This window comes from Oceaniglobus ichthyenteri (assembly GCF_003057885.1).
Classification (GTDB): domain Bacteria; phylum Pseudomonadota; class Alphaproteobacteria; order Rhodobacterales; family Rhodobacteraceae; genus Oceaniglobus; species Oceaniglobus ichthyenteri.
In genome coordinates this window covers 111,845-119,816 of sequence record NZ_QAGK01000011.1, presented here as the reverse complement: position 1 = coordinate 119,816, position 7,972 = coordinate 111,845, and the positions used below count along the sequence as shown (strand labels likewise).

At 56.4% G+C, this 7,972-nt stretch carries 5 protein-coding genes; all 5 read right to left on the bottom strand.

Translation table 11 applies throughout. The features are described from left to right. On the bottom strand, nt 1–123 hold a 123-nt coding region (locus C8265_RS15605), incomplete at its 3' end, for a GTP-binding protein (protein ID WP_240611103.1). A gap of 90 nt (nt 124–213) precedes the next feature. Next, the gene (fusA, locus tag C8265_RS15600; protein WP_108484944.1) at nt 214–2,331 is read right to left on the bottom strand and encodes an elongation factor G; all 2,118 of its coding nucleotides are present in this window, start codon (nt 2,329–2,331) and stop codon (nt 214–216) included. Nucleotides 2,332–2,393: 62 nt separating this feature from the next. Next, the gene (gene rpsG / locus C8265_RS15595; protein WP_108484943.1) at nt 2,394–2,864 is read right to left on the bottom strand and encodes a 30S ribosomal protein S7; all 471 of its coding nucleotides are present in this window, start codon (nt 2,862–2,864) and stop codon (nt 2,394–2,396) included. A 12-nt stretch (nt 2,865–2,876) separates the two neighbouring features. Beyond that, nucleotides 2,877–3,248, bottom strand: coding sequence for a 30S ribosomal protein S12 (gene rpsL, locus C8265_RS15590; protein ID WP_108484942.1), 372 nt, complete (start codon nt 3,246–3,248; stop codon nt 2,877–2,879). A gap of 448 nt (nt 3,249–3,696) precedes the next feature. Further along, complete coding sequence (gene rpoC / locus C8265_RS15585) at nt 3,697–7,938, bottom strand: DNA-directed RNA polymerase subunit beta' (protein ID WP_108484941.1); 4,242 nt, start codon at nt 7,936–7,938, stop codon at nt 3,697–3,699. Nucleotides 7,939–7,972: the final 34 nt, after the last annotated feature.

The window sequence follows — 7,972 nt, the reverse complement described above, 5'->3', positions numbered from 1 at the left end:
GGCCTGAAAATCGCCAAAATACTTGGTGATCGCCGCGGTCAATGTCGTCTTGCCGTGGTCAACGTGACCAATCGTGCCAATGTTGACGTGCGGTTTGTTACGTTCAAACTTTGCCTTTGCCATGGTGTGGCTCCTTCGTTTTCGTGTGGGTGCGGCGGAGAAAACCCCGCCCTACGGATGGTGGGTAGGGCGGGTTTTACGCCGCCGCCCCGCTTATGCGTATTTGCTTTGGATTTCTTCGCTGATGTTCTGCGGTACCGGTTCGTAGTGGTCGAACTGCATGGTAAAGTTTGCACGGCCCGACGACATTGAACGCAACGTGTTGATATACCCGAACATGTTGGCCAACGGCACGTAACATTCAATCGCGATGGCGTTGCCACGGGAATCCTGCCCCTGAACCTGACCACGACGTGAGGTCAGATCGCCAATGATACCACCGGTATATTCGTCAGGTGTCACCACTTCGACCTTCATGATCGGCTCCAGCAGTTTCGCGCCGGCCTTGCGCAGACCTTCGCGCATACACATGCGCGCCGCGATCTCAAAAGCGAGAACCGAAGAGTCGACATCGTGGTACTTGCCGTCGATCAGCGCGACCTTGAAATCGATAACCGGGAAACCAGCCAAAGGGCCGCTGTCCATAACCGACTTGATGCCTTTTTCCACACCGGGAATATATTCCTTGGGTACGGAGCCACCAACGATCCTGGATTCGAACGAATACCCTTCGCCCGGCTCTGTCGGCATCAGGATCATCTTGACCTCGGCAAACTGACCGGACCCACCCGACTGTTTCTTGTGGGTATAGGTATGCTCAAGCTCGCGACCGATGGTTTCACGATAGGCCACCTGCGGCGCACCGATGTTGGCTTCGACCTTGAATTCACGCTTCAGACGATCAACCAGGATATCGAGGTGAAGTTCGCCCATGCCCTTCATGATGGTCTGACCCGATTCGATATCGGTTTCGACCCGGAATGACGGATCTTCTGCCGCCAGACGCTGAAGGCCCAGTGACATCTTTTCCTGGTCGGCCTTTGTTTTCGGCTCAACCGCGATTTCGATCACCGGATCGGGGAAGGTCATGGTTTCCAGAACAACAGGGTCATTCACGGCACACAATGTATCACCGGTCGTCGTGCCCTTGAGGCCCGCAAGCGCAATAATATCACCGGCCCAAGCTTCGGAAATCTCCTCTTGCTTGTTGGAGTGCATCATCACCATACGGCCGATACGCTCTTTGTTGCCCTTGGTCGAGTTCAACAGTGTGTCGCCCTTGGCCAACTTACCCGAATAAATGCGCGTGAATGTCAGCGTGCCCATGTAGGGGTCGTTCATGATCTTGAACGCCAATCCCGAGAACGGCATGTCATCATCGGCGCGACGCGGGATGTTACGTGTTTCTGTCTCATCACCGGGTTTGAAACCCATGTAATCGACCACGTCTTTGGGCGACGGCAGATAATCGACCACAGCGTTCAACAGTGGCTGCATACCCTTGTTTTTAAAGGCCGACCCACAGGTGACAGGCACGAATGCCATCGACAGCGTGCCCTTGCGGATCAGGGCGCGCAGTGTTGGCACATCAGGCTCTTCACCTTCAAGATATGCTTCCATGGCGGCATCGTCCATTTCGACGGCCAGTTCGATCATCTCATTGCGCATCTCGGCGGCTTTGTCGGCCAGCTCGGGACGAATGTCGCGCTGCTCCCAGGCGGCACCGAGGTCTTCGCCGTTCCAGACCCATTCCTGCATGGTGACCAGATCGATGATGCCTTCCAGTTCGGTTTCAGAACCGATCGGCATCTGAATGGGGCAAGGGCGCGCGCCTGTGCGATCTGCGATCATGTGAACGCAGTTAAAGAAATCGGCGCCGATCTTGTCCATCTTGTTGACGAACACGATGCGCGGAACCTTGTAACGGTCGGCCTGACGCCAAACTGTTTCGGTCTGCGGCTCGACACCGGCGTTGGCGTCCAGAACGGCAATCGCACCATCCAGAACGGCCAGCGAACGCTCAACCTCAATGGTGAAATCCACGTGGCCGGGTGTGTCGATGATGTTCATCCGAAACTTTTTCGAATCAGGCTCGATGCCATTTTCGGTGCGTTCCCAGAATGTGGTGGTCGCGGCCGAGGTGATCGTGATGCCACGCTCTTGCTCTTGCTCCATCCAATCCATGGTCGACGCGCCATCATGGGTTTCACCCAGAACGTGATTCTTGCCGGTATAAAACAGGATACGCTCGGAACAGGTGGTCTTGCCGGCGTCGATATGCGCCATGATCCCGAAGTTACGGTAGCGTTCGAGGGGATAGTCGCGTGCCATGTGGGCTGCTCCTGAAGAGATGTTGTGCGTAGGGCGCGCCCGGATGGCACGCCCGAATATTTTTACCAGCGATAGTGGCTGAACGCCTTGTTGGCGTCGGCCATCTTGTGGGTGTCTTCGCGCTTTTTCACAGCCGAACCGCGGCCGTTGACAGCATCGGCCAACTCACCTGCAAGACGCTCTTCCATGGTGTTTTCGTTGCGCTTTTTGCTTGCGTCGATCAACCAGCGAATCGCCAAGGCCTCGCGGCGCTCGGGGCGCACTTCGACGGGCACCTGATAGGTGGCACCACCCACGCGGCGCGAACGCACCTCAACGGCGGGCTTGATGTTGTCGAGGCACTCATGGAACACTTCGACGGGCGATTTCTTCAACTTGGCTTCGACACGTTCGAAGGCGTTGTAGACGATACGCTCGGCGACGGATTTCTTTCCGTCGACCATCAGGTTGTTCATGAACTTTGTCAGAACGCGATCGCCATATTTGGCGTCGGGCAAAACTTCGCGCTTTTCGGCGGCGTGACGGCGGGACATCTGGTAATCCTCTTATTTCGGGCGCTTGGCGCCATATTTCGAACGGCGCTGCTTACGGTCTTTAACGCCCTGGGTATCCAGAACACCGCGCAGAATGTGATACCGCACACCAGGAAGATCCTTTACGCGGCCGCCACGAATCAGAACAACTGAGTGCTCCTGAAGGTTGTGCGATTCGCCGCCGATATAGCTGATGACCTCAAAACCATTGGTCAGGCGCACCTTGGCAACCTTACGCATGGCCGAGTTCGGCTTTTTCGGTGTGGTGGTGTAGACGCGTGTGCAGACGCCGCGCTTTTGCGGACATCCCTGCAGGTGCATCGATTTTGAGCTTCTTACTTTAGGCTGGCGCGGCTTGCGGATCAGCTGTTGGATCGTTGGCATTCCGGTCTTATCCCCGTGTTGCAACACTTACATGTTCTCGCCCACTAGGGGCCGGTGTGGGGCGCGCGCCCCGGTGAATTCGTCCTGCGCCTTACGCGTCCGCAAAACACAAAAACCGCATTGTTCGCCCTGATGGGGAACACGCGGTGGGTTTCCAGAGGATCGGGCCATTTTGCAGGCCGGATCGTGACCACATCAGTTCTATAAAGGGTATTCCGAAAAGTCGGTACACACCCGATTGGGCGCCGTATATGCCGAGTCTCCGGGGGTGTCAACACCGGGTCGCGCCGCAGAACAAGGTGAAGTGATTTCACAGACGGTAATTACGAAATCCAGCCGGTTTTGGATTGTGCGGGTTACCGGAATCAACCAAAGCAGCGCGTCCGAGCGAAAAAGGCCCCACCGGATTGATGGGGCCTTTCCATTGTTTTGTCAAAAGCGGTGACGATCAGTCGTCGCGGCTTTCCGGGGCCATTGCTGCGTCGCTGCGAAAGACGTCCTGTTCGCCTGTTTCGGCGGGTGCGGCCAATGCGGCGGCGGCTTCCGCCTCTGCCTGGGCCGCTTTCAGCACCTTCAGATCACGATCAGCAGCGACTTTGCGCATCTGCTGAGTCGCGCCGCCAGTCCCGGCCGGGATCAACCGACCAACGATGACGTTTTCCTTCAGTCCGACCAGTTTGTCACGTTTGCCCTGTACCGAAGCCTCGGTCAGAACCCGGGTGGTCTCCTGGAACGACGCCGCCGAGATAAAGCTGCGGGTCTGCAGCGATGCCTTAGTGATGCCAAGAAGGATCGGTTCGCCCGTTGCCGCGCGTCCGCCCTTTTTGGCAGCCTTTTCGTTGGCTTCGTCAAATTCGGCCTTGTCCACGTGTTCGCCCTTGAGCAGCGTGGTTTCACCACTGTCAAGAATTTCCCACTTTTGCAGCATCTGGCGCACGATCACTTCGATATGCTTATCGTTGATCTTCACGCCCTGCAGACGATACACATCCTGCACTTCGTCGATCATGTAATCGGCCAGGGCTTCGACCCCCATAACCGCCAGAATATCGTGCGGTGCCGGGTTGCCATCCATGATGTAATCGCCGCGCTGAATGAAATCGCCCTCAGCCACGGGAATGTGTTTGCCTTTGGGAACCATGTATTCAACCGGGATTCCATCTTCTTCGATGGGAACAATCGCGATCCGGCGCTTGTTCTTGTAATCCTTGCCAAATTTAACATGGCCATCGATTTCGGCGATGATCGCATTGTCTTTTGGACGACGTGCCTCGAACAATTCGGCCACGCGGGGCAGACCACCGGTGATGTCCTTGGTTTTTGCGCCCTCACGGGGAATGCGCGCCACTACGTCACCGGCTTTGATTTCGGACCCCTCTTCGATCGACAGAACCGCATCCACCGACATCGGGTAAACCACAGGGTTGCCCGCATCGTTGCGCATCGGTTCGCCATCTTCACCAACGATGATGATTTCCGGCTTCAACTCGTTCCCCTTGGGGGCCGAGCGCCAGTCGGTAACGATTTTCTGGGTCATGCCGGTGGCATCATCCGTTTCGTCACGCACCGACAGACCGCTGATCAGATCAACGAACTTGGCCGTACCGGGCTTTTCGGCAATGATCGGCAGGGTGTAGGGATCCCATTCGAACAGCTTGTCGCCGCGGGCGATTTTCGCGCCCTCCTTGACGTGAACCGTGGTGCCATAGCCCAGTTTGAAATTGGCGCGTTCCACACCGTTTTCATCGACAATCGCCAGAACCATGTTCCGCCCCATGACGACGAACGACCCAGAATCGTTTTCCAACAGGTTGGCATTGCGGAATTCTGCAACACCTTCTTGGCCCGCTTCCTGGAACGACTGCTGGCCACCTTGGGCCACGCCGCCAATGTGGAACGTGCGCATGGTCAACTGTGTGCCCGGCTCGCCAATTGATTGCGCCGCGATGATACCCACCGCTTCGCCTTGGTTCACCAATGTACCACGGGCCAAATCACGACCGTAACACTGTGCACAGACGCCTTCTTCGGCCTCACAGGTCAACGGCGAGCGCAGGCGTGCCGTTGCCAGACCGCTGGTTTCGATGATGTCGGCCTTGCGTTCGTCGATCAATTCGCCATGGGCCACCATCACCTCGTCAGTGCCCGGGCGGATCAGATCCTCGGCCGCGACACGGCCCAGAACACGTTCGCCCAGGGATGCCACAACTTCACCGTCGTTCACCGCCGCCTTGGCCGTAACCGCACGATCGGTGCCACAATCATGCATACGCACGATGCAATCCTGTGCCACATCCACCAGACGCCGGGTCAGATACCCCGAGTTGGCGGTTTTCAACGCGGTGTCGGAAAGACCCTTACGCGCCCCGTGGGTAGAGTTGAAATACTCCAACACGGTCAGGCCTTCCTTGAAGTTCGAGATGATCGGCGTTTCGATGATTTCGCCATTCGGCTTAGCCATCAAACCGCGCATCCCGCCCAGCTGCTTCATCTGGGTGACCGAGCCACGCGCGCCCGAATGTGCCATCATGTAAACGCTGTTGGGTTCCTTTTCGGCCCCGTTGGCATCACGCCCCGCGGTCGAAATCGTGCTCATCATCGCATCTGTAACCTTGTCGTTACATTTGCTCCAGGCATCGACAACCTTGTTATATTTCTCGCCCTGAGTGATCAGACCGTCCATATATTGCTGTTCGAAATCCTTCACCTGTCCACGGGTTTCATCAACCAGCGGCCATTTGGTGTCGGGCACGACCATGTCATCCTTGCCAAAAGAAATGCCGGCCTTGAACGCCTCGCGGAAGCCAACCGTCATGATCTGATCACAGAAGATAACCGATTCCTTCTGGCCGCAATACCGGTACACGGTATCAATCACCTGCTGCACTTCTTTCTTGCGCAGCAAACGGTTAACCAGACTGAACGGCGCTTTGGCGTTCAATGGCAACAACGCACCCAGACGGATACGGCCCGGCGTGGTTTCGAAACGCACCAGCATTTCGTTGCCTTCGTCGTCGATCTGCGGCAGGCGGGCCTGAACCCTGGCGTGCAGATGCACCTCGCCCGCGTCGAGGGCGTGCTGCACCTCGTCCACGTTCGAAAAGATCATGCCTTCGCCCTTCATCCCCTCACGTTCCATCGTGATGTAATAAAGGCCCAGGATCATATCCTGCGACGGCACGATGATCGGCGCACCGTTGGCGGGCGACAACACGTTGTTCGTCGACATCATCAAAACGCGCGCTTCAAGCTGAGCCTCAAGCGACAGTGGCACGTGTACCGCCATCTGGTCACCGTCAAAGTCGGCGTTAAAGGCCGAACAGACCAGCGGATGCAGCTGAATCGCCTTGCCTTCGATAAGGATCGGTTCAAACGCCTGAATGCCCAAACGGTGCAGCGTTGGCGCACGGTTCAACATCACCGGGTGTTCGCGGATCACCTCATCAAGGATATCCCAGACTTCGGGGCGTTCCTTTTCAACCAGCTTTTTGGCCTGTTTGACGGTGCTTGACAGCCCTTTTGCCTCAAGCCGCGAATAGATGAACGGTTTGAACAGCTCCAAAGCCATCTTCTTGGGCAAACCACACTGGTGCAGCTTCAATTCCGGCCCGGTCACGATGACCGAACGGCCCGAGAAATCGACCCGTTTCCCCAAAAGGTTCTGACGGAAACGGCCCTGTTTCCCCTTCAACATGTCCGACAGCGATTTCAGCGGGCGCTTGTTGGCCCCGGTAATCACCCGGCCACGGCGGCCGTTGTCAAACAACGCATCAACAGATTCCTGCAACATACGCTTTTCGTTACGCACGATGATATCGGGCGCGCGCAGTTCGATCAGACGCTTCAGGCGGTTGTTGCGGTTGATCACCCGGCGATACAAATCGTTCAGGTCAGACGTGGCAAACCGGCCCCCATCCAGCGGCACCAGTGGGCGCAATTCTGGCGGAATAACCGGCACAACGGTCAGAATCATCCATTCCGGGCGGTTGCCCGAATCAAGGAAGGATTCGACAATCTTCAAACGCTTGATGATCTTCTTGGGCTTCAATTCGCCGGTGGCTTCTTTCAGCTCTTCGCGCAGACGATCGGCCTCGGATTCAAGGTCAATCATCGACAGCATTTCGCGGATCGCTTCGGCACCGATATTGGCGGTGAACGCGTCCATGCCATAGGCATCTTGGGCGTCCATATACTCTTCTTCGTTCAGCATTTGGCCGAAGGTCAGATCGGTCAGGCCCGGTTCGATCACCACATAGTTTTCAAAATAAAGCACGCGTTCCAGATCACGCAGGGTCATATCCAGCATGAGGCCAATACGCGACGGCAGTGATTTCAAAAACCAGATATGCGCAACCGGGCTGGCCAATTCGATATGGCCCATGCGTTCCCGGCGCACCTTTTGCAGTGTCACTTCGACACCACATTTTTCGCAGACAACGCCGCGATACTTCATCCGCTTGTATTTGCCGCACAGACATTCGTAATCTTTGATCGGGCCAAAGATACGGGCACAGAACAACCCATCGCGTTCGGGTTTGAACGTGCGATAGTTGATGGTTTCTGGCTTTTTAATCTCACCAAAGGACCACGACAAAATCCGCTCGGGCGACGCGAGCGAGATCTTGATCTCGTCAAACGTTTTGGGGGCCGCAAGCGGGTTGAACGGGTTTGCTGTAATTTCCTGGTTCATCTTTTTTCCTTACGAGAAAGGGATATGGGCGCGG

Bases quoted from the DNA above. Each gene is read 5' to 3' on its own strand.
- fusA (WP_108484944.1), bottom strand. From the start codon at position 2,331: ATGGCACGCGACTATCCCCTCGAACGCTACCGTAACTTCGGGATCATG.
- rpsG (WP_108484943.1), bottom strand. From the start codon at position 2,864: ATGTCCCGCCGTCACGCCGCCGAAAAGCGCGAAGTTTTGCCCGACGCC.
- rpsL (WP_108484942.1), bottom strand. From the start codon at position 3,248: ATGCCAACGATCCAACAGCTGATCCGCAAGCCGCGCCAGCCTAAAGTA.
- rpoC (WP_108484941.1), bottom strand. From the start codon at position 7,938: ATGAACCAGGAAATTACAGCAAACCCGTTCAACCCGCTTGCGGCCCCC.